Origin of the sequence: Maritimibacter sp. 55A14 (genome assembly GCF_003122205.1) — a bacterium.
Lineage (GTDB): Bacteria > Pseudomonadota > Alphaproteobacteria > Rhodobacterales > Rhodobacteraceae > QEYE01.
On sequence record NZ_QEYE01000003.1, the window covers coordinates 95,943 to 118,544 of the forward strand.

General features: G+C 65.6%; 22 protein-coding genes. 12 read left to right on the top strand and 10 right to left on the bottom strand.

The annotated features are described in order from the left end of the window. Nucleotides 1-17 precede the first annotated feature (17 nt). The gene (locus tag DDZ14_RS03390) at nucleotides 18-1,238 is read left to right on the top strand and encodes an acyl-CoA dehydrogenase (RefSeq protein WP_109423533.1); all 1,221 of its coding nucleotides are present in this window, start codon (nucleotides 18-20) and stop codon (nucleotides 1,236-1,238) included. Here DDZ14_RS03390 and DDZ14_RS03395 read toward each other — a convergent pair. Then, on the bottom strand, nucleotides 1,235-3,052 hold the full coding sequence (locus tag DDZ14_RS03395) for a glycosyltransferase family 2 protein (RefSeq protein ID WP_233252460.1): 1,818 nt from the start codon (nucleotides 3,050-3,052) through the stop codon (nucleotides 1,235-1,237). The two genes, DDZ14_RS03390 and DDZ14_RS03395, sit on opposite strands and share 4 nt — an antisense overlap. A 244-nt stretch (nucleotides 3,053-3,296) precedes the next feature. On the opposite strand from DDZ14_RS03395, the gene DDZ14_RS03400 reads away from it, so the two are divergent. The 5 genes from DDZ14_RS03400 (at nucleotide 3,297) to DDZ14_RS03420 (ending at nucleotide 7,976) form a co-directional block, all read left to right on the top strand. Then, on the top strand, nucleotides 3,297-4,106 hold the full coding sequence (locus tag DDZ14_RS03400) for a hypothetical protein (RefSeq protein WP_109423535.1): 810 nt from the start codon (nucleotides 3,297-3,299) through the stop codon (nucleotides 4,104-4,106). A gap of 15 nt (nucleotides 4,107-4,121) precedes the next feature. Beyond that, entirely contained in the window at nucleotides 4,122-5,030 is a 909-nt protein-coding gene (locus tag DDZ14_RS03405; protein WP_109423536.1) for a hypothetical protein, read from the top strand. 92 nt (nucleotides 5,031-5,122) lie between these two features. After that, nucleotides 5,123-5,800, top strand: a complete 678-nt coding sequence (locus DDZ14_RS03410; protein ID WP_109423537.1) for an FkbM family methyltransferase — start codon at nucleotides 5,123-5,125, stop codon at nucleotides 5,798-5,800. Then, nucleotides 5,797-6,873, top strand: coding sequence for a glycosyltransferase family 2 protein (locus DDZ14_RS03415; protein WP_233252461.1), 1,077 nt, complete (start codon nucleotides 5,797-5,799; stop codon nucleotides 6,871-6,873). The genes DDZ14_RS03410 and DDZ14_RS03415 overlap by 4 nt, the downstream gene beginning before the upstream one ends. 146 nt (nucleotides 6,874-7,019) lie before the next feature. Beyond that, nucleotides 7,020-7,976, top strand: a complete 957-nt coding sequence (locus DDZ14_RS03420) for a phosphoadenosine phosphosulfate reductase (RefSeq protein WP_109423538.1) — start codon at nucleotides 7,020-7,022, stop codon at nucleotides 7,974-7,976. Between the two features lie 45 nt (nucleotides 7,977-8,021). On the opposite strand, the gene DDZ14_RS03425 is transcribed toward DDZ14_RS03420, so the two are convergent. Further along, on the bottom strand, nucleotides 8,022-8,246 hold the full coding sequence (locus DDZ14_RS03425; protein WP_109423539.1) for a hypothetical protein: 225 nt from the start codon (nucleotides 8,244-8,246) through the stop codon (nucleotides 8,022-8,024). A 299-nt stretch (nucleotides 8,247-8,545) separates the two neighbouring features. Between DDZ14_RS03425 and DDZ14_RS03430 the strand changes: the two genes are divergently transcribed. Then, entirely contained in the window at nucleotides 8,546-10,489 is a 1,944-nt protein-coding gene (locus DDZ14_RS03430; RefSeq protein WP_109423540.1) for a monovalent cation:proton antiporter-2 (CPA2) family protein, read from the top strand. Between the two features lie 75 nt (nucleotides 10,490-10,564). On the opposite strand, the gene DDZ14_RS03435 is transcribed toward DDZ14_RS03430, so the two are convergent. From DDZ14_RS03435 to DDZ14_RS03455, 5 genes are all read right to left on the bottom strand, one after another. Beyond that, the gene (locus tag DDZ14_RS03435) at nucleotides 10,565-11,077 is read right to left on the bottom strand and encodes a CarD family transcriptional regulator (protein ID WP_109423541.1); all 513 of its coding nucleotides are present in this window, start codon (nucleotides 11,075-11,077) and stop codon (nucleotides 10,565-10,567) included. A gap of 295 nt (nucleotides 11,078-11,372) precedes the next feature. Beyond that, nucleotides 11,373-11,711: a ferredoxin FdxA gene (gene fdxA, locus DDZ14_RS03440; RefSeq protein WP_109423542.1), complete on the bottom strand. Its 339-nt coding sequence runs from the start codon at nucleotides 11,709-11,711 to the stop codon at nucleotides 11,373-11,375. Nucleotides 11,712-11,772: 61 nt separating this feature from the next. Then, nucleotides 11,773-12,147, bottom strand: a complete 375-nt coding sequence (locus tag DDZ14_RS03445; RefSeq protein ID WP_109423543.1) for an RNA-binding S4 domain-containing protein — start codon at nucleotides 12,145-12,147, stop codon at nucleotides 11,773-11,775. 4 nt (nucleotides 12,148-12,151) lie between these two features. Further along, complete coding sequence (locus DDZ14_RS03450) at nucleotides 12,152-15,007, bottom strand: helicase-related protein (protein ID WP_369914419.1); 2,856 nt, start codon at nucleotides 15,005-15,007, stop codon at nucleotides 12,152-12,154. A 27-nt stretch (nucleotides 15,008-15,034) separates the two neighbouring features. Further along, nucleotides 15,035-15,601: a tetratricopeptide repeat protein gene (locus DDZ14_RS03455; RefSeq protein WP_233252462.1), complete on the bottom strand. Its 567-nt coding sequence runs from the start codon at nucleotides 15,599-15,601 to the stop codon at nucleotides 15,035-15,037. Nucleotides 15,602-15,670: 69 nt separating this feature from the next. On the opposite strand from DDZ14_RS03455, the gene DDZ14_RS03460 reads away from it, so the two are divergent. The 3 genes from DDZ14_RS03460 to DDZ14_RS03470 all read left to right on the top strand — a co-directional run bounded on the left by DDZ14_RS03460 (nucleotide 15,671) and on the right by DDZ14_RS03470 (nucleotide 18,109). Beyond that, complete coding sequence (locus DDZ14_RS03460; protein WP_109423545.1) at nucleotides 15,671-15,958, top strand: SCP2 sterol-binding domain-containing protein; 288 nt, start codon at nucleotides 15,671-15,673, stop codon at nucleotides 15,956-15,958. Further along, nucleotides 15,959-16,903 (top strand): alpha/beta fold hydrolase, encoded by a 945-nt coding sequence (locus tag DDZ14_RS03465; RefSeq protein WP_109423546.1) that lies wholly within the window; start codon nucleotides 15,959-15,961, stop codon nucleotides 16,901-16,903. 105 nt (nucleotides 16,904-17,008) lie between these two features. After that, nucleotides 17,009-18,109 (top strand): hypothetical protein, encoded by a 1,101-nt coding sequence (locus DDZ14_RS03470; protein ID WP_146193074.1) that lies wholly within the window; start codon nucleotides 17,009-17,011, stop codon nucleotides 18,107-18,109. Nucleotides 18,110-18,232: 123 nt separating this feature from the next. Here DDZ14_RS03470 and hisN read toward each other — a convergent pair whose 3' ends face one another. Beyond that, nucleotides 18,233-19,036: a histidinol-phosphatase gene (hisN, locus tag DDZ14_RS03475; protein ID WP_109423548.1), complete on the bottom strand. Its 804-nt coding sequence runs from the start codon at nucleotides 19,034-19,036 to the stop codon at nucleotides 18,233-18,235. 89 nt (nucleotides 19,037-19,125) lie between these two features. Further along, the gene (locus tag DDZ14_RS03480; RefSeq protein WP_109423549.1) at nucleotides 19,126-19,503 is read right to left on the bottom strand and encodes a helix-turn-helix domain-containing protein; all 378 of its coding nucleotides are present in this window, start codon (nucleotides 19,501-19,503) and stop codon (nucleotides 19,126-19,128) included. 373 nt (nucleotides 19,504-19,876) lie between these two features. On the opposite strand from DDZ14_RS03480, the gene DDZ14_RS03485 reads away from it, so the two are divergent. Both DDZ14_RS03485 and DDZ14_RS03490 read left to right on the top strand, forming a co-directional pair. Next, complete coding sequence (locus DDZ14_RS03485; RefSeq protein ID WP_109423550.1) at nucleotides 19,877-20,842, top strand: NADPH:quinone oxidoreductase family protein; 966 nt, start codon at nucleotides 19,877-19,879, stop codon at nucleotides 20,840-20,842. Beyond that, on the top strand, nucleotides 20,839-21,648 hold the full coding sequence (locus DDZ14_RS03490) for a hypothetical protein (protein ID WP_146193075.1): 810 nt from the start codon (nucleotides 20,839-20,841) through the stop codon (nucleotides 21,646-21,648). Before DDZ14_RS03485 ends, DDZ14_RS03490 begins: the two co-directional genes overlap by 4 nt. Here DDZ14_RS03490 and DDZ14_RS03495 read toward each other — a convergent pair. Then, a complete protein-coding gene (locus DDZ14_RS03495) occupies nucleotides 21,633-22,487 on the bottom strand; it encodes a LysR family transcriptional regulator (RefSeq protein WP_109423552.1) in 855 nt (284 codons plus the stop codon). The genes DDZ14_RS03490 and DDZ14_RS03495 overlap by 16 nt on opposite strands. Between the last annotated feature and the right edge of the window lie 115 nt (nucleotides 22,488-22,602).

Below are 22,602 nucleotides of genomic sequence, written 5' to 3' on the forward strand. Positions count from 1 at the left end.
GCCTGCCGGAGACCGACATGAACGTGGAAGCCCCGCTCACCGCCAAGCACAGCCCCGACCTGGGACGCTTCGACTGGGATGATCCGTTCCGGCTGGAGGACCAGCTTTCCGAGGACGAGCGCATGATGCGCGACGCCGCACGCGCCTATGCGCAGGAAAAGCTGCAACCCCGCGTGATCGCGGCCTATCGCGAGGCCGAGACCGATCCCGGCATCTTCGCCGAAATGGGCGAGATGGGGCTCCTGGGCGTCACCGTGCCGGAGGAATACGGCGGCATCGGCGCGGGCTATGTCACCTACGGGCTGATCGCGCGCGAGGTGGAGCGGGTCGATTCGGGCTACCGCTCTATGATGTCGGTGCAATCGAGCCTGGTGATGTATCCCATCCACGCCTACGGCTCCGAGGCGCAGCGCCTCAAATACCTGCCGGGACTGGCGAAGGGCGAGTTGATCGGCTGTTTCGGCCTGACCGAACCCGATGCGGGCTCCGACCCCGCCGGCATGAAGACCACCGCCCGCAAGACCGATGGCGGCTATGTGCTCTCCGGCTCAAAGACGTGGATTTCCAACGCGCCGATCGCCGACGTCTTCGTGGTCTGGGCGAAGTCCGAGGCGCATGGCGGCAAGATCTGCGGCTTCGTGCTGGAGAAGGGCATGAAAGGGCTCTCGGCGCCGAAGATCGGCGGCAAGCTGAGCCTGCGCGCCTCGATCACGGGCGAGATCGTGATGGACGGCGTGGAGGTGGGCGAGGACGCCCTGCTGCCAGGCGTGGAGGGTCTGAAGGGGCCGTTCGGCTGCCTCAACCGCGCGCGCTACGGCATCTCCTGGGGCGTCATGGGCGCGGCCGAGTTCTGCTGGCACGCGGCGCGGCAATACGGGCTCGACCGCAAGCAGTTCGGCCGCCCGCTGGCGCAGACGCAGCTCTACCAGAAGAAGCTGGCCGACATGCAGACCGAGATCACACTGGGGCTCCAAGGCTCATTGCGTGTCGGGCGGCTGCTCGACGAGGGGCGCGCCGCACCGGAGATGATCAGCCTGATGAAGCGCAACAATTGCGGCAAGGCGCTCGATGTGGCGCGGATGGCCCGCGACATGCATGGCGGCAACGGCATTTCCGAGGAATTCCAGGTCATGCGCCATATGTGCAACCTGGAGACCGTCAACACCTATGAGGGGGCGCATGACGTGCATGCGCTGATCCTGGGGCGCGCGCAGACCGGTCTTCAGGCGTTCTTCTAGGCCCCGGCCTGACGCTCCAGCAGGCGCGCGTCGGTGAGCGGCTCCTCCTCCGGCGCGGCGTATCCCCAAGTGGCGAGCGCGTCGGCGAAGGCGGCGGCCTCGTCCGCCTGCTCCAGCATCAGCCGGCCCGCGATCACGATGCGCAGTGGCGCCGCACCAGTTGCGTCCAGCGCGCCTGCGACCATGCCCGGCGTCAGGCGCGGGTCGCCCAGATAGAGCAGGTCCGGCCGGGTATTGCGCAGCAATTCCGCCAGCCCGCGCGCATCGTGCTGGCCGTCCTCGGCATGAAAGAGCGGCACTGCCGCCAAGTGGTGGCGGGCCGTCATGCAAAGCCCGTTCTCCGCCCAGACCCGCGCCGCGGTGCAGGCTAGTGCCGGGCGTTCCTCCTGCGCGGTGACGGTGACATCCGGGCGCGTGCGGGCCAGGTGGCCGGCCAAAAAGCCCACCGCGGCGCCCACCTCCAGATAACGCCCGTCTTCGGGCAGCAGGCCGGGGAGGCGGCGCGCATGATTGCGTTCGAACTTGCCCTCGGCGATCGCTTGTAGCCCCGCGGGGGTGAAGACGCGGGCATCGGCGGGCAGCTTCAATTCGTGGTTCGTAAACCATTCGAGCGGCGGGTCGCCGGACAGGTCGATCTCGCCCGAGACATAAAGCGCCTCGGCGAGCACGCCGGCCGCTTCCTGCGCCGCGGCCTGCCGCGCCGCCTTCGCCTGCCCGACGCGTTTCTTCTCCACCTCCGACATCAGCGCGGCGATCTTTTCGGGATCGCGCGGCTTGGGCGGTTTCGCCTCCACCTGCGTGATCGGCACTTTCGCGGCCGCCTTGAGCCCGGCGATCAGTTCGTCATAGTCCGGGGTCCGCTTGAATTCGGCGAGCCGCGCCTCGGCGCGCTCGACTGCCGCGAAATGCAGCCGGTTCAACACCGGGTCTTCCAGAAGCGCCTCGAAAATCTCCGCCCGGCGCGGCGCGTGGCGCAGAATCGCGTCGTCATAAACCTCGTTGCGGTCCTGCAGTGCCCAGTAATCGGCGTTGTACTTGTCCTTCTTGAAATTAACGTTGCCGCGGAACTTGCGGATCGCGTAGCTGTCCATCGACTTCACGGCGTAATGGTTCATCTGCACCCAGTCATAGCCCACCGTGCGGGTGATCGACCGCCAGCCACGGAACTTGAAATACTCCTCCATCGGGCGGCCCGACCCGTTGAGCCATTTCACGCGGTCGGGAAATTCCGTCTTCAGATGCTTGTTCTTCATCTTCGGGCGGTGGATGCCCAGCTTCCAGTAGTCGGGATCGAACCGGAAGAGTGTCTTGACCCCCCAACCCTTGTTCCACATCGGCGGCGCGGCATGGAGATACTGCTCGGTCACCGGCGCGCGGGACCAGTCCTGCACCCCGCCGGAGCCGAAGATGCGCCAGGTCACGACGATGCCGTTCGCGCCCTCCGCCTCGACCGCCGAGATCAGCCCGTCGATCGTACCCTCGCCACGCTTGATGCACAGGAACTCATCGGCATCGAAAACGATCAGCCAGTCGCTGTTGCAAACCACAGGCTCCACTTGCGCGTATTTCAGCGCCGAGGGTTGCGGGCGTATCCCCTCCGGGATCGCGTTGACCCGGTGATGGGCGAGGCCCAACTCCTCCAGCCGCATCAGCATCTCGTCGGTGCCGTCGGTGCAGTCGTTGGTGTAGACGACCAGATCGGTGAAGCCCAGCGCCAGGTGATGCGCCACCCATTCCAGCACATAGGGCCCCTCGTCCTTCATCATCGAGACGGCGGTGACTCGCCCATGCGGGCTGACATTCCTGGAAATCATCGCATCCGCCTTGTGCCTGCTTGCCTGCGCGGGGCCATTGCATATCGGGCCGGGGCCGAAAAGCAAGGGGGGCGGCCCGCGGTGAGTCGGACACGTCACAGACCGCCCCCAATCGCACCGCCGGTCCGCCCGCGGGGCAAAAGGAACTGGACAGCCCGCGGCGAAATCCGCATCCTCCGCGCAACAACAATCACAATGTTCCGCGCGTCCCAAGGCGCGGTCCGGGGCAAGAGCGGAGACAGGAATGGTCGAGTTGAACCGGAGGCCGGTGGCCTCCCTCTGGATCGGTAAGGAACTGCATTACCTCAACCAGCTCTGCCTGAAGTCGCATATCCTGGCCGGGCACCCTACCACGCTCTACTGCACCGACAACGTCACCAACGCACCTGAAGGCGTCGAGGTGCGGCCCGCTGCCGAGATCATGGATATCGACATGGACGTGGTGGAGCAGACCAGCGCCTCCTTCCTGTCCAACGTGTTCCGCTACAAGATGATCAAGATGACCGGCGCGATCTGGATCGACTGCGACGCCTTCTGCCACAAGCCCTTTCCCGACGACATGGACCATATTTATGCCGGGCACGGATTTCGCGGCGCGCTCAATTGCGGCGTGGTCTACATCCCGCCGGACGGCGCGCTGATCGACATGCTGATGGACTATTACGAGAACCTGCCCGACGCTCCGCCCTGGTTCAACAAGAACCAGCGCAAGAAGCTGGAGCGCAACGCGCGCGACCCGCTGCCGGTGCGCATCTACAAGGCCGAACGCACCGCCTTCGGGCCGCAGGCCTTCACCTATTTCGCCCAGCAGACCGGCGATTACGACAAGGCGCTGAGCCACGACTACCTCTATCCGGTGCCGTTCCAACTCAACGATATCTTCTATGACCCCTATGGCCGGGTGGAGGGGCATTTCACCGACAACACCCTTTCGGTGCATCTCTACACCAACGGAACCAAGCCCTGGTGGCGCAAGAACCCGCCGCTCGAAGGTTCCTATGCCTGGCGGATGTGCGAGAAGATCGGCATCGACCCGAAAAAGGCGCTGAAATAGGGCCGGGAGGCAGACATGGCCGGCACAAGAAGCCCCAGCCTGACGATTTTCTACATCGTCGAGCCGCCGGAATACGAGGCGATGGCCTGCTACCTGCTGGCCTCGATCCGCATGCATTTCCCCGCCAAGGTCAAATGCGTCGGTTACTGCCCGGAACACCGGCTGGACGAATTGCACCCGGCCATCCATGCCGCGCATGAGAAGCTAGGCGGCGAAATCCGGACCTTCCGCAGCGAGGGCCGCTTCGACCCGCCCTACCCGCATGGCAACAAGATGCTGGCGGCGTTGGAGCCGCGCGACACGACCTATTCGATGTTCGTCGATTCCGACGTGCTCTTCCTGCGCCCCAACGATGCGCGCAATATCGTCAAGGCGGGCCATGTCTCGTGCTCGATGGCGGCCTCGATGGTCTGGGCGGAACAGACGATCTGGGACACGATCTATGGCGCGCTGGACATGCCGGTGCCGGAGGAACGCTATTACATGATGCGGCGCAAGGCCCGGAAGGTCGTGCCCTATTTCAGCTCCGGCCTGGTCGCCTTCCCCGAAAAGGCCACCAGGACGCGGCGCCGCTTTCCCGATGTCTGGTACGAGACCGCGCAGATCATCGACAAGGTGGACAGCCTCGACCGCCGCCGCCCCTATCTGGACCAGATGGCGCTGCCCGCGGCGATCCAGCGCGCCGGGCTGAAATGGAACATCCTGCCCGAAGAGCAGCACTTCATCCTGGGCGGCAAGCTCAAGGGCAAGCCGCTGCCCGAGAACCGCGAGATCTACACGATCCATTATCGCAGCCAGAAGCATCTGCGCGATGTCGGCCACCACAAGACCGCGCGCGGCTATCTGCACGACCTGACCGGCGAGAAATACGTGCGCCGGCTCGCACCGGACGCGGAAACGTCCCTGACCGGCGCGGCGGGTTAGGAGAACGCATGGGCATCAGCTACTTTCCGGCGTCCTTTTTCCCTCTCAACGCCGTACATGCCGCGGCTTCGTACAGGGACATGACGTGACCCATGTCTGAGCCCGCAAAGACGCCCGAGACCAAGGCGGAAAAGATGATCCGCCGGATGGAGCGCAACCAGCGCAAGGCCCGCGCGGAGGGGTTCATGCTGGGTGTGACCGCGCTCTTGAAACCGGGCGATCTGGTGCTCGATTGCGGGGCGAATGTGGGCGCGGTGACGACGCTGCTGGCCGCCACCGGCGCCGACGTGATCGCATTCGAGCCCGACCCCTATGCCTTCGGACGGCTAGAAGAGGCCACGGCCGAGATGCCCAACGTCACCCGCATCAATGCCGCCGTCGGGGTGGAGGCCGGCCAGGTCGAACTGATGCGGGCGGAGAATTTCGACACCAACCCTTCCGGCGCCTCGGTCAAGAGCACGATCATGGCCGGCGGGCGCTCGATCAGCGCGGAAAACGCGGTGGAGGTGCCGGTGATCGCATTCCCTGATTTCCTGCGCGAGAAGATCGCCGAGCGCGGCGAGATCGCTTTCGTCAAGATGGATATCGAGGGCGCTGAACTGGACATCCTCGAAGCGATGGAGGCGGCAGAGCTTTTCGGCCCGATCCGCTGCCTTGTGGCCGAGACGCATGAGCGCAAGTTCAAGGATCTGCGCCCCCGCTTCAAGGCGCTGCGCCAGCGCATCACCGCGGCATACCCGCCGCGCAAGGTCAATCTGGACTGGATATGACCGGCGCGCCCGAAGACCCCGCCCTGCGCGTGCTGGCCATCCTGACGGTGCGCAACGAGGGCGCCTTCCTGCTGGAATGGCTGGCTCATCACAGCGCTACGGGGTTCACCGATTTTCTGGTCTTCTCAAATGATTGCGACGACGGCACCGACGCGATGCTCGACCGGCTCGACGCGATGGGGCGGATCACCCATGTCCGAAATACCGAAATCGACGACAGCGGTGTGCAGTGGAGCGCGTTGAAACGCGCCGACAAGCACCCGCTGACGCAGGCGGCGGACTGGATCGCGGTGCTCGACGTGGACGAGTTCGTGAACATCCACGCGGGTGCGGGGCGCATCGGCGATCTGCTGGAAGCGGTGCCGGAAGCCAGCGCCATCGCCCTGACCTGGCGGATTTTCGGCAATGACGGCGTCGATGCATTCGAGGATGCGTCGGTCACGGGGCAATTCACCCGCGCGGGGCAGAACCCGCCGCTCTGGCCCTGGCGTTTGGGGATGTTCAAGACGCTCTTTCGCAATGACGGTATCTACCGCAAGCTGGGCGTCCATCGCCCCAGGAACCCCGACAGGGACCGGCTGGACGAGGCACAATGGGTGGACGGATCCGGCCGCGCCCTGCCCGCGATCTACCGAAGTTCGCGGCTCTTCACCGATTTCCGGCAGGACTGTTTCGGGCTGGTCCAGCTCAACCACTACCCGCTCGGCGCGATGCAGAGCTACATCCTGAAATGCGACCGCGGCCGGCCCAACCGCAGCGGCAGCGCCACTGGAATGTCCTACTGGGTGGAGCGCAATCTCTGCCATGTGGAAGACCGCTCGGTCCTCGCGCATTGGCCCCGCGTGGAGGAAGCGTTGCAGCGCCTGAAATCCGACCCGGAGTTGGCCCGCCTCCACGACGCGGCCTGCGCCTGGCGGGGGCAGCGTTTCGAGGCGCTGATGCGCGACGAGGATCTGCGCGCGCTTTACGGGCATATCCGGATCTGCCCGCCGACCCGCGCGATCACCCGAACGGAAGCCGCCCGCCTGATGGCTTGGGCGCGGAAGGCGCATGCGGAATCGCAAGACCGCTAATGTTTCGGTAACCAAAAAGTCACATTGATTTCTTGATGCGGCCCGATCCCGGACCCACCCCCATGCCACAAGCACTGCAAGCAGCGGCGACACCCGGCGCCGACGTCGCGCGGCCCATAGTTCGTACAGGTTTCGGAGACAGAATCATGGAAGCGTTCTCGACACTTGCGGCGGTTCAGACCCCGGAAGCCTGGCAGGACGCCATGCGGTCGGCACTGATCGGCAAGGGCTTTTTCCAGCCGGTGGGCGATCTGCACACGGCGATGCATCTGCGGCAGGGCAGGACGCTCCTGGTCGCCTTCGACTGGCGCGAAGCCGCGCTCGCACGCGCCCCGTCACGCCTGCCTCTGGGCCTGCCGGCGGCGCTCGAACGGGGCTGGTCCTATCTCGGCCTTGTGTCGGACCGGCACGACTGGTTTCGCGACGGCGCCCTGCACGCCTTCTTCGATCACATGACCGATGACGACTTCTTCGACGAGTTCGACAGCGTGCTCTTCCTGGGCATCGGCTCCTGCGGCTATGCCGCCTGCGCCTATTCGGTGGTCGCGCCGGGCGCGCGGGTGCTGGCCGTCGGCCCCCAGGCCACGCTGGCCCGGAACACCACGGAATGGGACAACCGCTTTCCCGAAGCGCGCCGCATGAACTTCACCGACCGCTACGGATATGCACCCGAGATGATCGAGGCGGCCGACGCGATGCTGCTTCTCTACGATCCGACCGTGGCCGAGGACGCCATGCATGCCGCGCAGTTCACCGGCGAGCACGTCACGAAGCTGCGCTGCCGTCACATGGCCGGTACGCTGCCAGGGATGTTCGCGGGAACGGACCTGTTGGGCCGGATGCTGGACGCGCTGCGCGGGGGCCGCACCTCGCGGGCCGGATTCGCCGCACTGATGCGGACCCGCCACGACCACCGGCCCTATCTGCGCCAGTTCACCCGGCGCGTCGGGCGCAATGAGCGGCCGGACCTTCTTGCGCGCTGCACAGCCGCGATTCTGGCGCGACACGACGACCGGTTCATCCGCAAGTTTCACGACGCGGCGCTGCGAAAGTTGCACAGCGAGGAAACTGATGCGCGGCCGTGGCAGGCCGCGGCGCTCTAGTTTCAGCGGCGGCGGACGGCATGGCGCCGCCCGCCGCCAGGCGCCTCAGAGATAGTAGATATCGCGGAAGACGTAATGCAGGATGCGCTCGCGCGTAAGCCCAATGCGCGCCAGTTCGGCATCGGACATCGCCTCGAGTTCCTCGATCCGGTCCCGGCGCGAGCGCCGCTCGAGATAGGCGTTCACCCCCTGCCCCATCCGCGCAAAGAACATGTCGATGCGCTGGCGCAGATCGCTGTTGCGGCCGGAATTCGTGGTGATTGCTGCCATTTGGAAACCTCATTTGCTTCGCAGTGTGGTTTCCTCCCTTGCGCCTCAAGATGGCCCGATCGGGCGGTTCGTACCAGTGGTTTGGGCGCATGCCCGCGTTGCACGGGCCGGGATGCTGGACCTCGGTCTGCCCGGATCCGCGCCATCGTGCCGTCGATGTGGGCAGCGGAAGGGCGCCCGCCGCGACGCGGGGCTTTGCGACGCCAAGCCGATTACCGCTTGAATGACGCATCGGCCCTGCCGCATGCTTTCAGGACAGGCCAATCACCCGGATCCCGCGCAAAGGTCGAAGGCATTTCATGGAATCCTTCCTGCACCAGTCCACGATTTTCCTGGCCGCCGCCGTGATCGCGGTGCCGCTGGCGATGCGGCTGGGTATGGGCTCGGTGCTGGGCTACCTGATCGCGGGAGTCGTCATCGGTCCGGTCGTGGGCCTGGTCGGGGCCGAAATGACCGACATCCGCCATTTCGCGGAGTTCGGCGTGGTGCTGATGCTCTTTCTCGTCGGACTGGAGCTTGACCCACGCAGCCTTTGGAACATGCGCAACAAGCTCATAGGGCTGGGTGGGCTTCAAATCCTGCTCAGCATGGGGCTGATTGCAGGCGGCGCCTGGTATCTGGGACTGCCGGTCAGCGTATCGGTCGCCGTGGGCATGATCTTCGCCCTCTCCTCCACCGCGATCGTGCTTCAGACGCTGTCCGAAAAGGGACTGATGCACACCAATGGCGGGCGCTCCAGCTTCTCGGTACTGCTGACCCAAGACATCGCAGTGATCCCGATGCTGGCGCTGGCCCCGCTGCTGGCGATGAGCGAACTGGCCGCACTGGGCCGCCACGTCACCGCCGCAGAGCAGGGTCATGGCGCGGGCGGCCAAGGGGCCGAGGCGCTGTCGCTGGTCGAGGGGCTGCCGGGCTGGGGCGTCACGCTGGTCACCATCGGCGCCATCGCGGCGGTGATCCTGGGCGGTCACTACCTGTCGCGGCCGATTTTCCATTTCGTCGCCGCCGCGCGCCTGCGCGAGCTTTTCACCGCGGTTGCGCTGCTCATCGTCGTGGGAATCGCCTTCCTGATGACGCTGGTGGGCCTGTCGCCCGCGCTCGGCACCTTCCTGGCCGGCGTGGTGCTGGCCAATTCGGAATTCCGGCACGAGCTGGAGGCCGATATCGATCCCTTCAAGGGCCTGCTGCTGGGGCTGTTCTTCATTTCCGTGGGCGCCGGGATAGATTTCAATGTTCTCTTCGGCGATTTCACCACCATCCTCGGCCTGACGCTGGCGGTCATGGCGATCAAGGGGGGCGTGCTCTTCGTGCTGGCCTGGCTCTTCAGGCTGAAGGCGCGCGACAAGTGGCTTTTCACGCTGAGCCTTGCGCAGGCCGGGGAATTCGGCTTCGTGCTCATCAGCTTCATGACCCAGACCTTCGTGCTGCCGGTCGAACTGTCGCAGACGCTGCTCCTGGTCGTCGCGCTCTCGATGCTGCTCACACCGCTGCTCTTCATCGCCTATGACCGGATCAAGGTCTATTTCAAGGACGAGAAGCAGCGCCGCGAGGCCGACGAGATCGACGAGCACGGCCAGGTGATCATCGCCGGGATCGGACGTTTCGGGCAGGTGGTCAACCGGGTCGTCGGCGCCAGCGGTTACAAGACCACGGTGCTCGACAACGATATCCGAACGGTCGAACTGATGCGGCGCTTCGGCTTCAAGGGATTTTTCGGCGACCCGACGCGGCCCAAGCTGCTGGAAGCTGCGGGCCTGGCCAGCGCCGATGTGCTGGTCGTGGCGCTCGACGATCACGAGGCGGCGCTGAAACTGGTGCAACACGCCCGCCGGGTCCGGCCCGACCTACATATCGTGGCGCGCGCCCGCGACCGGGTGCAGGTCTATGCGCTCTATCGCGCTGGCGCCGACGAAATCGTGCGCGAGACCTTCGACAGCAGCCTGCGCGCCGGGCGCTACGTGCTCCAGCATTTGGGCGTCCTGGAACCGGAGGCGCATCAGCGCGTGCGAGCCTTCTACCGGGCCGACCGCTATGTGCTCCAGGAGCTCGCGAAACTCTGGAAGCCCGGCATTCCGGTGACGGAAAACGAGGCCTACATCGAACGCGCGCGCGAACTGGACCGGGAACTGGAAACCGAACTGGTCTCGAAATTCAACAACCCTGAAAAGGCCGAGGACGACGAGATCCGCGACGAGGCGGCGGATTACCCGGTGCCCGACACGCCGGTCGGTCGGGCGGACTGACCGTCCGGAGGCCGCGAAAAAGGCCGCAGCGGGGCTGCGGCCTTGGCATTGCGATACCGGGAGAAAGCCCGTGTGTCAGGCGGCGCGGCTGATCAGCACGTCGTCCACGCGCTGCTGCGCCTTATCCTCGTCGATCCCGCTGACTGCCGCAACCTCGCGGGTCAGCCGCTCCAGCGCGGCCTCGTAGAGCTGGCGCTCGGAATAGGACTGCTCGCGCTGCTCGTCGGTGCGGTGCAGGTCGCGCACGACCTCGGCGATCGAGATCAGGTCGCCGGAATTGATCTTCTGCTCATATTCCTGGGCGCGGCGCGACCACATCGCGCGCTTGACCCGCGCACGCCCTTTGAGCGTGTCGAGCGCCTTGGTGACAATGTCCGGGCTCGACAGCGTGCGCATGCCGATCTCCGAGGCACGGTTGGTGGGCACGCGCAACGTCATCTTGTCCTTCTCGAACGAGATCACGAAGAGTTCCATCGTGATGCCAGCGATCTCCTGCTCCTCAATCGACAGGATCTGGCCCACGCCATGCGCGGGGTACACAACATAATCGTTGGGACGGAATTCCGAGTTCTTCTTGGTCTTGCTCATGTACAACTGTTCCCGATCAGGCCCGCAGGCAGTAAGAGACGAAGTGCCCTAGACCGCACCCGCGGACCGGAACCTCCTCCGTCTTTCAAAAATTCACCGCCGCACGTCGCGTTCGCGCGTTCGGTTCAGGTTTCCCCACATTGCGACAGGAATATAACAGAAAAACCCGGCATTTTCCAGTGCCGCGGCGCCGCATTGGCCGTAAACAAAACGTTATCAGCCGCTTAACGGCCTAATCACGGGTTGCGCAGCAGGCAGATCGGCGTGCTGCGGCGAATCATCGGCCGTTTTGCGCTCAGCCGCCCTCGCCCGGAGCTTCGGAAAAATACTTCTCCAGCTTTCCGGTCTCGCCGTCGCGTTCCTCGGCGTCGGGAAGGGGGTCCTTCTTGGTGATGATCACCGGCCACATCTCGGAATACTTGCGATTGAACTCGACCCATTTTTCCATGTCCGGCTCGGTGTCCGGGCGGATCGCGTCGGCGGGGCATTCCGGCTCGCAAACGCCGCAGTCGATGCATTCGTCGGGATGGATCACCAGCATGTTCTCGCCCTCGTAAAAACAATCCACCGGGCAGACCTCGACACAGTCGGTGTATTTGCAGGCAATGCAGTTGTCGTTGACGATATAGGTCATTGGCGGGCGATCTTCGTGGCTGTGTTCATCGGATGTGAGCTACCTATTCCGGCGGGCAGGATCAATCAAGCGGGGAGCGGCGAAAAGGATCAAACTTGCGCCGCTCCTTCTTGGTGGGACGCCCCTTTCCTTCAGGACGCGGCGCGCCTGGAACGCTCTCCTCCGGCGGCGTCAGATCGTCATAGAGCGCCTGCGCCTCAGGCGCCGGTCCGCGCCGCTCGCCCAGCGCCAGGACGCGCACCACGCGGATGCGGCGGGCCTGCGGAAAGGTCAGCGTGTCGCCCGGCCCCACCGTGGCGGAGGGCTTGGTCACGCGGGTGCCGTTCACGCGCAGCTTGCCGGCGCTCACCACCCGTGCGGCCAGGCTGCGGGTCTTGAAGAACCGGGCCTGCCAAAGCCATTTGTCGATCCGCAGGGTCTCGCGCGCCGGTCCCAAAACGTCAGGTCTTGTCCTTCAGCCCCATCAGCGCCGCGGCGAAGGGATTGTCCGGGTCTATGGGCTTTTCCTTGCGCGGTGGGCGGGCCGAGAAGGACTTGCCGCCACGGTCCTGCGGATCGCGTTCCCTGGCCCCGCCCTGCGTCTTGGCCTTGGGTTTGCCGCGCGGCTTGCCGCCCTGACGCGCCGCACGCGGACCGCCCGGCCGCCGCTTGGGCGCCCATGTGAAGGTATAGAAGACCTCGGTCTCGGGTTCGGGGGTGGCGCCGCCTTCGGCTTGCGCCTCCGCCGGCGTCCCGGCCTCGGGCTCGGGCGCCTCGGTCGCGGGGGTGGGCGCGGGATCTGCCCCGGCCGCGGATTCCGCCGGCGCGTCGGGCGTCGCCTCGGGCTCGGACGCGCCGTTGCCCTCGGGGGCATCGGCGCCGGCCTCGGGCGTATCCGGACTTGCCTCGGCCTCCGGCGTCGCGGCCGCGACCGGCCGCGCCTTGGGCCGCTCGCCGCGCTCGGCCTTGTAGCCCAGGCCCTGCAACAGGTCGGCGAATTGCTCCAGCGTCATGCCAGTGATCGACAGCATGTCGGCGGCGGCCTCAAACCCGCCCCGGTTGTCCTGACTACGCAGCATATCGGCCAGACGTTCCAGCATGTCGATGCGGATCGCCCGCGCCCCCGACAGCCGGTAGCCCGACATCGGGTAATAGCCCGGATCGGCATCGACCACGGCGGGGATCGTCACCAGCCCCGGCGGCGGCGCCGAGGGAAATTCGCCCAGCCCCTTCACCAGCGACCAGAGCACCAGCCGCAGCCGCGTCGGCGCGGGCTTGAGCAGGAGCGGCATGAAGATCGTGTACTGGCCGAAGCGCACCCCGTGCTTGCGCAGCATGCCCCGCATGTCCTGCTCCAGCGCCTTGACGTCCTGCGCGATCTCCTCGCGCGGGATCACGCCCATCGCTTCCACCAGGCGGAAGGCGACACCGCGGGCCATCCCGGTCATCTCCTCGTCGCGCTTGAGCGCCAGCAGCGGCTCGAAGAGCGTGGCGATGCGCCGGTCAATGAAATGCTGGAGCCGGCGGCGCACCTTCTCGGCCACGTCGGGGCCGGCTTCCTCGTCCACGAAGGGCTGCACCTGCGGCGAGAGCGCGTCGGCGCCCGGCACCAGCTTGCCCACCGCGTTCTCGCCCCACATCAGCCCGCCCTGCTCGGTGAAGTCGAACTCGGTATCGGGGGCGTTGTAGAAGCGGTCCGCGCGCAGGTGGAACTGCGGCTGCAGACCCTGGATCGCCGCGGCGCGCAGCGTCTTGGCCTCATCGGCGCTGGCGGTGCTGTCCTGGCGGAACCGGAATCCCTCCAGCCGGCCGATATACTGACCCTCGACCGTGACCTCGCCCTTGTCGTTCACCTCTGCCACAAGGCTCTCCTTCTGCTTCAACCGGCGCATCAGCACGCTGGTGCGCCGGTCAACAAATCTCTGCGTCAGACGGGCATGGAGCGCATCCGACAGACGGTCTTCTACCGCGCGGGTCTCGCCGCGCCAATGATTTTCGTCCGCGACCCAACCTTTGCGCTGCGCCACGAAGGTCCATGTGCGGATATATGCCAGCCGTTTTGACAATGTGTCGATATCGCCCTCGGTCCGGTCGATGCGGCGGATCTGCCCGGCCATCCAGTCGTCGGGGACGGTACCGCCGCCCTGAAGGAAGGCATAGAGCCGCGTCAGGAGCGCGGCATGTTCCCCCGAGGTAATGTTGCGAAAGTCGGGCACCTGGCAGATGTCCCACAAAAGCCGAACGTCGCGCGGCCCGTCCATGCGGTCCAGAACCTCCGGCAGGGACGCAAGCGTCTTGAGCGCGGCCAGGTCGTCGGCCTCGCGGGTGCGCATCAGCCGCGGATCACCGCTTGCTACCTCCAGCGAGGCGATGAGCCGCGCGGGGCTGCCGAAATCGAGTTTCCGGTTGCGCCACTGAAGCCGGTGCAGCGGCGTGAAGCTGTGATTCTCGATCGCCTCCACAGTCTCGGGGGACAGCTGCGGCGCCTCGCCGGTCACGCCGAAGCTTCCCGGCGCCATGTAGCGCCCCGCCCGCCCGGCGATCTGCGCCAGTTCGTTGGGCGCAAGGTGACGCATCCGTCGGCCGTCGAACTTCTCCAGCCCCGAGAAGGCCACATGGTCGATATCGAGGTTGAGCCCCATGCCGATGGCGTCGGTCGCCACCAGATAGTCCACATCGCCGTTCTGGTAGAGCGCGACTTGCGCATTGCGGGTTCGGGGCGAGAGCGCGCCCATCACCACGGCCGCGCCACCCTTCTGACGGCGCAGCAACTCGGCGATGGCATAGACGTTTTCCACCGAGAAGCCGACGATGGCGGAGCGCGGCTTCATCCGGCTGATCTTCTTCGGCCCGGTATAGGTCAGCGTCGAGAACCGCTCGCGGCGAAGGAACTCCACCTGCGGCACCAGTGCGGCGATGGCCGGGCGCATCGTGTCGGAGCCCAGGAAGATCGTCTCGCGCAGCCCGCGCGCATGCAGCAGCCGGTCGGTGAAGACATGGCCGCGCTCGGGATCGGCGCAGAGCTGGATCTCGTCCACCGCCAGGAAATCCGCACCAATGCCCGTCGGCATCGCCTCGACGGTGCAGACCCAGTATTTCGTCCGGTCCGGGACGATCCGCTCCTCCCCGGTTACCAGCGCCACGACGGACGGGCCGCGCAGTGCTACGATCCGATCATAGACCTCGCGCGCCAGAAGCCGGAGCGGCAGGCCGATCACGCCGGTCGGATAGGCCAGCATCCGCTCGATGGCGTAATGCGTCTTGCCGGTATTGGTCGGCCCCAGCACCGCCTTGATCGCGCTGTCGTTCATAGCCATGGAAGCTGCCCGTGTTCTGCCCGGCGATCAGAGTTCCCGGCCGGTCACCTTGCGCGCCAGCCGTTCCTCCGCCTCGATTATGCCGGGCCGGTGCGGATGTACAGCCAATGCCGCGCGATAGGCGGCCAGCGCCGCCGCGTCCTCGCCAAGCGCCTCAAGGATCATACCGAGCCCGGAGAGCGCACCGAAATGCCGGGGGTTGAGCGCCAGGACATGGCGGATATCGGAAATCGACGCGCCGAACTCCTCCATGTGGAAGAACGCGGTGGCGCGCGCGTTCCAGCCCTCGGCGAAGTCCGGCGCGTGATCGGTCAGCGCGCTCAGATGCTCCACCGCGGCCTCCATCTCGCCGGCCTTCATGGCCTCGATACCGCGTTCCAGCAGAAGATCCATTGCCGCGGAGCCCGATTTCGACCAGCTCGACATGATCTCCTGCTCGATGATCTGCCAGTCCTGCGCGTCGGGCTGCCCGAGTTCCGCGAAGAGCTCGTTCAGCGTCTCGTCCTGCTGCGCGGCGGCGGGCACCGCCAGAACGGTCAGGAAAACCAGACCTGCCGCCACGATAAGATTGGAAAGTGCTCTCAAACGCTCCATAACGGAAAGTGTAACCTCCGCGGCGGAAATTGCGAGCCGCGGACATTCATTTTTTACCGGGAGACCCAAATGAGCGATGTGATTGACGGTGCCGTGGCCGCGCTGAAAGACAAGATCGGCGACGGCTTCGACGGGAGCGTGAAATTCGAGATCGAAGGCGAAGGCTCCGTCATGGTCGACGGCGCGGGGGTGCGCGCGGGCGACGAACCCGCCGATTGCACGCTCAAGGCCGACGCCGACACGTTCCAGGCCATGCTTTCGGGCGACCTGAACCCAACCACTGCCTTCATGTCCGGCAAGCTCAGCGTCGATGGCGACATGGGCACCGCGATGAAACTCGGCTCGGCCCTGAGCTGAATGGAGCCCGCGCCGCTTTTCGAGGACGTCGCCGACGCGCCTGAAGGCGGCACCGCCTGGTGGCTGACCGCGGATGACGGCGTGCGCCTACGCGCCGCCATCTGGCGCGATTCGGCGCGGGAGGCGCCGAACGGCACGATCATTATCTTTCCGGGGCGCACCGAATTCATCGAGAAATACGGCCGCGCGGCGGGTGACCTGCGCGCACGCGGCTTCGACTGCGCCGCGGTCGACTGGCGCGGCCAGGGGCTGGCCGACCGCCTGCTGGCCGATGCAGGCGCGGGGCATGTGGAGGATTTCGCCGACTATCAGCGGGACGTGGCGGTTTTTCTGGAACTTCTGGACGCGCAGGAGATGCCGCAGCCCTGGTACCTTGTGGGCCATTCCATGGGCGGCTGCATCGGGCTGCGCGCGCTGCACGAGGGAATGCCGGTGCGCGCCGCCGCCTTCACCGGGCCGATGTGGAAGATCGCGATGGCCGCCCCGCTGCGCCCGGTCGCCCGCGCGCTGAGCCGGGTCAGCCGCCCGCTGGGATTCGGGCATCTTTATGCGCCGGGCACCGAAGGGCAGAACTACGTCTTTACCGCACCCTTCGAGGACAACACCCTGACCACCGACCGGGACATGTGGGATTACATGTCGCGCCAGATGGCCGAGCACCCGGAACTGGCCATCGGCGGGCCGAGCCTGCACTGGCTCTCGGAGGCCCTGCGCGAGAAGGTTGCGGTTACCAGCCTGCCGCAACCCGACTTGCCGATCCTCGTGATGGTCGGCTCGGAAGAACGCATCGTCGATCGCGCCGCAGTGGAGGAAATCGCCCGGAGCTGGCCCAATGCACGGATGGAAGTCCTCGAGGGTGGCCAGCACGAAATCATGATGGAGACACCCGCAATCCGCGGTCTCTGCTTCGACACGATGGCAGAGTTCTTCAAGGGCCACCGCTAGTGTTCGCCACCTGACATAAGATACCCGATGGAAGCAGGGTATCGGGCATTGGTCCAGCATCCTTGAGCAAAACGGTCAGATGACGGCTAGGAGCCCGAAGCGGACGTGTCAGCCGGCTCGGATTGGCATCAGATCGGTTTCCTAACAGTGCAAGTTTTGGCACAGTACTCCAACAACGTTTACTTGAGAAAGAGTGCCTTGACCTCCTCTGCTGCTGACCTTGCCTCCGCGTATTTCCTTGATGACGTGCCCGGAGCGATCATACCCGCGAGCCGACTTCACGCCGTGCTCCAGAAGGTTGACGCTCACCGCCCCCTGACCGACATCCAGCGCGCGTTTCTGCAAGAGAGAGGCTACCATGCACTGCTCCAGCTTGCACTTGGCAGCCTGGATGGAAATTCGTTTCGCGAGAATGCACAGACGGAGCGGGAGGCGCGCCTCCGGGCCAAGGCGGCCGCCGAGCAAAGGGAAGCTGAAGAGGCGCGCCACAAAACAGAGGCAACCGAGCGAAAGAACAAAGCTCTCTTCGCGAAGCGAGAGAAGCAGCTCGAGAAGCGCCGCTTTCGCGAGCAGTTCGGCCAAGGTTATATCGAGCAGAGCCACTATCGACGGGTCATGCGAATTCTCCGATCGGTCGCGGATGGGGCCCCCATCGATAAAGATGATCTTCTTTGGTTAGGTGAACATGGTTCGGACTACTGGACCGTCGAACTGCGCAAGGCCCACCATGGAAACTGTGCAAGAGAGCTCACCCAAGCCTGGCATCGGACCGGCGATGTGTGGCAGGCGGTCAATGCGTGCGCTCACTGGCGGAAGGCCGGGCGCGCCGAAGACGGGCTCATCGTAGTCGAGCAAGCGCTCCGTCAAGTCACAGAAGGAAATCAGCGTTCGGCCGTACTTACAACGCGAGGTGGTGCGTTCAGAGACGTGCAGCGTCACGATGATGCAATGCAATCCGGTATCGAGGCTCACTCCCTGACACCGGAGGACTTTCGACCCTGCACACTGCTTGGTGCGGTCTGTTTGGAAATGGGAGACTATGCCTCAGGCGCCGATTGGTATGAGAAAGCGGAAGCTCGCGGCGCGTCTCGGGCCTCCGTCGATGGGGAACTTCGATCAATCCTCGACGCGTTGCCGACAAAGGAAGGTGCAAGTATGATAGCGGCGCTCAAGTCTCGGGACGCGCGTCGCTACAACTGGTTGTAACGTCCCGAAGGGGCGGAAGACCAGAGCGTGCGCTTTGTCCGCATAGTTGCCCCTCGGACCTTCGTCCGAGTGACCGAGGGCGCACCAGAGGCAGACTGGGAACCTTTTGTCAGGTGGCAAACACTAGGTGTTATGCAGTATCTCCAGCGCGCGGGCATGGATCTCCGGATTTGCGGCGGCCAGCACGCGGCCACCGCGATGCGCCGGCCCGCCATCCCAACCGGTGACGACCCCGCCGGCGGCCTGCACCACGGCCATAGGGGCCTGGATGTCATAGGGTTTCAACTCGGCCTCCACCACCAGATCGATCTGGCCCAGCGCAAGCATCGCATAGGCGTAGCAGTCGATGCCGTAGCGGGTCAGCCGGGTGCGCGCCGCCAGCGCGTTGAAGGACGCGGTCTCAGCCGGGCTGCCCAAATCCGGATAGGTGGTGAAGATCGTCGCGTCCTCCAGCCGCCGGGTTCCGCGCGTGGCCAGCCGCCGGTCGCCCCGCGGACCCCGCATTTCCGCCCGATCCGGTCCGCCCAAGAAGCGCTCGCCGATATAGGGCTGGTCGATGATACCGAGCACTGGCCCGCCGGCATCGGAAAGCGCGATCAGCACGCCCCAGGTGGGCGCACCGCTCATGAAGGCGCGGGTGCCGTCGATGGGATCCAGCACCCAGGTCAGCCCGCTCCGCCCCGGCGTCTCGCCCATCTCCTCGCCCAGGATGGCATCGTCCGGCCGGTGTTCGGCCAGCAGGGCGCGCATCCGCGCCTCCGCCGCGCGGTCGGCTTCGGTCACGGGATCGAACCCGGCCGGATCCTTGTTGTCGGCCGCAAGCCCGGCGCTGCGGAAATGCGGTAGCGTCGCGTCGCGCGCGGCATCGGCCAGGAGTTCGGCGACATCCCACAAAGCGGCCAGATCGGCGGTGTCCTTGCCTGTCATGTCGCCCGCGCTCCACCCTGAAATGCCATGGGGCCGGAGTTTTCACACCCCGGCCCCGCGGTCAACCTGGCTTGGCGCGTCGTACGCGACTAGCCCACGTCGCTCAGCACGCGCGCAAGGTCGAAGAGGCGCCGACGCTGGTTTTCAGGGATGGCATAATAGGAGCGCACGAGTTCCAGCGCTTCCTTGTCCGCCAGCAGATCGCCCGGCAGGCTTTCCACCTCGTCGCTGCCCATGTCCCCCGCCCCGATCGACAGACCCTCGAAGAAAAAGCTGACCGGAACGCCCAGCGTCTGCGCGATGTCCCAGAGCCGGGACGCGCTGACCCGGTTCATGCCGGTCTCGTATTTCTGGATCTGCTGGAACTTGATCCCGACCTTTTCCGCGAGTTGCTGTTGGGTCATGCCCACCATCCAGCGGCGATGCCGGACGCGCTTGCCCACGTGAACGTCCACGGGATGTTTCATCTACTGGTCTCCTTCACTTGTACGCACCCAAGACGATTTCCAGATGCTCAGATCGTTCAGATTCTGCCAAAATGACTTTGTCGTGTTAGAATTTGCGGCGACCGGGCGGCACCCGGCCAATCCGAGGAATTCAGAAAGATAGACTCCAGTTTTCCGCAAAAGATAGAGACTTTTCCGATCTCGGTTAAGGTAATGCGGCCCCCACCCCGATCAATCAAAGCGTGTTTCGCATTTTGCATTGCATTTTGCAAATAGCATGTTGGAGATTCGCCTTTTTGCGACGCGCCCCCGGAACCGGGACACGCAGCGGTCACACTTGGCTCCGGCGGGAGGGGCGGATAGGCTCCGCAGCGAAGGAAAATCCGGAGTTCCCATGAGAGCGATTCTCGTCCGCAGCCTCGACCAGCCCCCTGTCCTCGCCGAGTGCCCCGATCCCACACCGGGGCCGGGCGAGTTGCAGCTGAAGATCGGGGCCTGCGGGCTCAACTTCGCCGATCTCCTGATGGTGGAGGGTAAGTATCAGGAAAAGCCTGCCCTGCCATTCGTGCCGGGTATGGAGGTGGCCGGCACCGTGGACGCGCTGGGACCGGGGGTGTCGGAGCCCGCACCGGGCACCCGCGTCGCGGTCTTCGCCGGGCATGGCGGGCTGGCCGAGTCGGGATGTTTTCCCGCCGACCGCTGCGTGCCTGTTCCCGACGCGATGAGCCTGACCGACGCCGCGGCCTTTCAGGTGGCCTATGGCACCTCGCATGTCGCACTGGCCCACCGCGCACATCTGCAACCCGGCGAGACGCTTCTGGTTCTGGGCGCGGCGGGCGGCGTCGGGCTGACCGCGGTGGAACTTGGCAAACTGATGGGCGCGCGGGTGATCGCCGTGGCGCGCGGGGCGGAAAAGCTCAAGGCCGCCGAGTCCGCCGGCGCCGATCACCTGATCGACAGCGACAGCGCCGATATCCGCGAGGCGGTGAAGGCGCTCGGCGGGGCCGATGTCGTCTACGACCCGGTGGGCGGCGATCAGTTCAGGGCCGCCCTGCGCGCCTGCCGGCCGGAGGCCCGCGTGATCCCGCTGGGCTTCGCCAGCGGCGAGGTGCCGCAAATCCCCGCCAATATCCTGCTGGTCAAGAACATCACCGTGATCGGGTTCTACTGGGGTGGCTACATGGGCTTCCGGCCTGACGTGCTGCGCGAGAGCCTGGCCACGCTCTTCGCCTGGTACGCCGAAGGCCGGCTCAAACCGCATGTCAGCCATGTCCTGCCGCTGGAGCAGGCGGCGGAGGCGATGGAGCTTCTGCGCAGCCGCAAGAGCACCGGCAAGGTCGTGGTGCGGACCGGCGCGTGACGACGCGTGCGATGCACCCTGTCCTGCCACCCGGCCTGCGCCGCGCCTGCCAGCGCGCCACGGGCCCGAAACGGGGCCGGCGCATCGTGCTTCATCTGGGACCGCACAAGACGGCCAGCACCTTCATCCAGCGCATGGCGGAGTTCAACCTGCCCAGACTGCCGCTGAGCTGCGAGGTTATCGCGCGCGAGGCCGCGGAATTGCAGGCGCTGCGACGTATCACCATGAAATTGCGGTCCGAGGACGCGGCCCGCGCCGCACACGCGGAACTGACGGAGGCCGCGGCGGTACTGGGCGTGCGCGGCCGTTATGCGCGCGCCACGCTGATCAGCCATGAGGATCTGCTGGGCCCGATGCCCAGTCGCGCCGGGATCATGGGGCTTTACCCCTTCGCCCATCTCACCCTGCCCGCCATGCTGGAGGGGTTGCAGACGGAGGGCGCAGAGGTGCAGGTCGCGCTTTACCGCCGGCCGATCCATGACTGGCTGACCTCTGTCCAGCGCTACCGCAACCGCCACCGGCCCGATGCTCCCTGGCTCGACGTGCGGGATTTCGCGGCGCGGCACGCCATCCCCTATTACTGGCAGGGGTTCTACAAGCGGCTAGAGACGGTACTGCCGCAAGGCGCGCTGCATGTGCTGGAATTTCGCGCCGAACGCGATGCGGGGCTGGTGGGCGCGGGACTCTACCGGCTGATGGGGATGGACGCGCGCCGCATCGCACGGCTCGTCCACATCCCGCCGCAGAACGTCACCCGGCCCGAGACAGCCCGGCCCGCCGGCGACCCGGCTCAGCCGCAGCAATAGGCCTGGCGGACCATCGCCGCCAGTTCCGCGCCGACGCCGCTGCCCGGACTGCCCGCACCGTAGAGATTGATGCAGGTGTGCCCCAGATCGGGCAGCGCGCCGCCGTGATCGACTTCCTCGATATAGGGCGGCGTAGTGCCCGCTACGCCGGCATGCACGGCCAGATCGGCAGTCACGCTGGCCTCCACCGACCGGGAGCGGTCCGATTCCACCGCCATCTCCCACGGGATGCCCGCGGCGTCCAGCGCCTCCTGCGTGCGCTGCCGGAAGATGCAGCCATGCTCGAATGCCAGCCGCAGCGGCCGCGATTTCCAGGCCGATCCACCCGGCGCGCCCATCCACAGAAGCGGACGGGTGTCCAGCGTCTCGCCACCATTGTCGCAGCCCGCCTCGGTCGCCAGGATCACGTCGCATTCCCCGCGCGCGTGCAGATCCTTCAGCCGCCTCGTGTAGGAGGAGATGAGGTTCACCCGCACCCGCGGATATTCCGCATTGAACCGCTTCAGTACCTTGGGAATGTAGGGATAGACGATGTCGTCGGGCACGCCCAACAGCACCTCGCCCTCGAATTCCTGATGCGTCAGCCGCGCCCAGACCTCGTCGTTGAGCGCCAGCATCCGCTTGCCGTAGCCGAGGAGTTGTTCGCCCGCCGCTGTCAGCGCGATGCGCCGCGCGGAACGGTCCAGCAATTGCAGCTCGAGCGATTCCTCCAGCCGTTTGAGCTGCATCGAAACCGCCGATTGGGTGAGATGGAGAAGGCTCGCCGCGCGCGTCACCCCGCCGGCATCGGCCACGGTCACGAAGGAGCGCAGCGCGGTCATGTCGAGATTTCTGGGCATATCACGATCCCTTATGTCAAAGCGCAAAAACATTCATTTCACAAATCAAACACGAGCACGCAAATATATCAAGCAAGTTGATGGGAGCACGAGCTTGCATCACCAGGAAAGAAGG

Coding starts and splice junctions, on each gene's coding strand:
- DDZ14_RS03390 (WP_109423533.1), top strand. CDS start 18: ATGAACGTGGAAGCCCCGCTCACCGCCAAGCACAGCCCCGACCTGGGA.
- DDZ14_RS03395 (WP_233252460.1), bottom strand. CDS start 3,052: ATGATTTCCAGGAATGTCAGCCCGCATGGGCGAGTCACCGCCGTCTCG.
- DDZ14_RS03400 (WP_109423535.1), top strand. CDS start 3,297: ATGGTCGAGTTGAACCGGAGGCCGGTGGCCTCCCTCTGGATCGGTAAG.
- DDZ14_RS03405 (WP_109423536.1), top strand. CDS start 4,122: ATGGCCGGCACAAGAAGCCCCAGCCTGACGATTTTCTACATCGTCGAG.
- DDZ14_RS03410 (WP_109423537.1), top strand. CDS start 5,123: ATGTCTGAGCCCGCAAAGACGCCCGAGACCAAGGCGGAAAAGATGATC.
- DDZ14_RS03415 (WP_233252461.1), top strand. CDS start 5,797: ATGACCGGCGCGCCCGAAGACCCCGCCCTGCGCGTGCTGGCCATCCTG.
- DDZ14_RS03420 (WP_109423538.1), top strand. CDS start 7,020: ATGGAAGCGTTCTCGACACTTGCGGCGGTTCAGACCCCGGAAGCCTGG.
- DDZ14_RS03425 (WP_109423539.1), bottom strand. CDS start 8,246: ATGGCAGCAATCACCACGAATTCCGGCCGCAACAGCGATCTGCGCCAG.
- DDZ14_RS03430 (WP_109423540.1), top strand. CDS start 8,546: ATGGAATCCTTCCTGCACCAGTCCACGATTTTCCTGGCCGCCGCCGTG.
- DDZ14_RS03435 (WP_109423541.1), bottom strand. CDS start 11,077: ATGAGCAAGACCAAGAAGAACTCGGAATTCCGTCCCAACGATTATGTT.
- fdxA (WP_109423542.1), bottom strand. CDS start 11,711: ATGACCTATATCGTCAACGACAACTGCATTGCCTGCAAATACACCGAC.
- DDZ14_RS03450 (WP_369914419.1), bottom strand. CDS start 15,007: ATGGCTATGAACGACAGCGCGATCAAGGCGGTGCTGGGGCCGACCAAT.
- DDZ14_RS03455 (WP_233252462.1), bottom strand. CDS start 15,601: ATGGAGCGTTTGAGAGCACTTTCCAATCTTATCGTGGCGGCAGGTCTG.
- DDZ14_RS03460 (WP_109423545.1), top strand. CDS start 15,671: ATGAGCGATGTGATTGACGGTGCCGTGGCCGCGCTGAAAGACAAGATC.
- DDZ14_RS03465 (WP_109423546.1), top strand. CDS start 15,959: ATGGAGCCCGCGCCGCTTTTCGAGGACGTCGCCGACGCGCCTGAAGGC.
- hisN (WP_109423548.1), bottom strand. CDS start 19,036: ATGACAGGCAAGGACACCGCCGATCTGGCCGCTTTGTGGGATGTCGCC.
- DDZ14_RS03480 (WP_109423549.1), bottom strand. CDS start 19,503: ATGAAACATCCCGTGGACGTTCACGTGGGCAAGCGCGTCCGGCATCGC.
- DDZ14_RS03485 (WP_109423550.1), top strand. CDS start 19,877: ATGAGAGCGATTCTCGTCCGCAGCCTCGACCAGCCCCCTGTCCTCGCC.
- DDZ14_RS03495 (WP_109423552.1), bottom strand. CDS start 22,487: ATGCCCAGAAATCTCGACATGACCGCGCTGCGCTCCTTCGTGACCGTG.